Annotated in this window: 1 protein-coding gene; it reads right to left on the bottom strand. The window is 69.6% G+C overall.

From position 1 onward, the window contains the following. Position 1: 1 nt before the first annotated feature. Positions 2-1,459 carry an NF041680 family putative transposase gene (locus tag ACFY04_RS43680; RefSeq protein ID WP_389126642.1) on the bottom strand — a complete coding sequence of 486 codons (1,458 nt, stop codon included), beginning with the start codon at positions 1,457-1,459 and terminating at the stop codon, positions 2-4. Between the last annotated feature and the right edge of the window lie 143 nt (positions 1,460-1,602).

The following is a 1,602-nucleotide window of genomic DNA, read 5'->3' as shown; positions in this document are numbered from 1 at the left end:
TTTAACCTGTGCGGCGGGGTCGTGGGGTCGTCGGCTTCGCCTTCCTGGACGCTGCAGTGCCCGTTGTGCGGGGTGTGTGGACGTCATGACGTGGTGTGGGCCGCGTGTTTTTGCGTCCTGGTGGACGTCCAGGTCCGGGGCGGGTGGGTTTCGGTGCTTGGGCCGGGCAGGCGGTGTTGGGGCGGATGTGCCGGAAGTCGCGACGGACTCGGGCTGGAGTGAGGCGGTCGGACGAGGTGGGCTTCTCCCAGGGAAGGTGTCGGTCGGCCGCCAGCGGCCGGGCCAGTCGCAGTTGGGTGTAGGCCGCGAGGATCAGCCATGTCCAGCGGTCCGCCGCCTGGGGTGTGCGGACCTTCGGGCAGGTCCAGCCGAGAGTCTGTTTGAACAGGCGGAAGGTGTGCTCGATGTCGAAACGCCGCAGGTAGGCCTGCCACAGACGGTCGGTGTCCGCCTCAGTGGCGTCGGTGCCCGACCACCACAGCCAGACCGGCTTCGGAGTGGCTCCGCTGGGCAGGTGGCCGATGTCCAGGCGGATCACCGTTCCCTCGACGATCGGGAGGGTGCCGTTGGCCGCGGCCCAGGAAGAGCGGTGGGTGAGTTTGGGGTGGAGCCGGTCCCACGAGCGTGCTCGGGCGGTGCCGTAGAGGCGGGTGTCGGTGACGGTTTCGGTGTCCGGGGTGCCCCAGGTGTCGGGCTGCCCGAACACGAACTCGCCGCCGTGCCGGGGCGGACGGCCCATGGTGTGAGGCTGCCGCTGGGGTGCGGGCCGGCGCAGGACCCGGTCCGACCGCATCCGGGCCAGGACCTGGACCGGAAGGTCCCGCAGGAGGTGGGCCAGGCGTGGTGCGTCGTATCCGGCGTCCGCGAGGACAAGGACTTCCGGGTCGCCGACCTGCCACTGGCCTGCGGTGATCAGCCGCTCGATCAGCTCGCGCAGTTGCCGGGCGGTGACGGTGGCCGTGTCGTCTCCGGGTGCCAGACGCAGCGCGTCCAGCGGGGCGGTCCACGAGCTGCGGCCCGGCTCCAGCGCGCAGACGATCGAGTACGGCCACCCGGGAACGGGGATGTGCTGGTCCTTGCCCCGACCGTAGGTGTGGCACAGGATCCGCTCTGGTGAGGTGTGGGCGTCGGGCCGCAGCCAGCACGTGACATCGACGGCCAGGACCAGCCGGCCGTCGACCGCCCGCGGCAGCGGCACGGAGGCCAGGGCCTGGCGCATCCGGTCCCCGTCGACCCGGCCGCGTGCGACAGCGGCATAGAGCCCTCCGTGACCACGGCGGTGTTCGCCGACCAGCGACAGCTCGACCAGCGACCTCACCGGCCCGTCATGGCAAAGAACCGCGTCGGCCAGCTCGAACAAAGCATCCGAACGAGCGGTCAGGCACGAGTAGAACTCGCCTCGGAAGCGTGACAGCTCCGCCAGCGGCTCCCGCCGGGTATCACGATGCAGCAGACTCATCCTCACGGCCTTCGCGCTGGACGTGTGTGTTCCTTGGTCGGAGCACATGATCCAGACGAAGGCCGTTTCCGCGTACGGCGGTTACCGAACCGAGTGATCAAGTACGAGGCACCGTTCGACCTCGGACGTTAAAGGTCAAGCTA

This window comes from Streptomyces sp. NPDC001549 (genome assembly GCF_042894025.1).
Taxonomy (GTDB): Bacteria; Actinomycetota; Actinomycetes; order Streptomycetales; family Streptomycetaceae; genus Streptomyces; species Streptomyces kutzneri.
The sequence above is the reverse complement of the archived record's forward strand: the minus strand, read 5'-3'. Positions and strand labels throughout refer to the sequence as shown.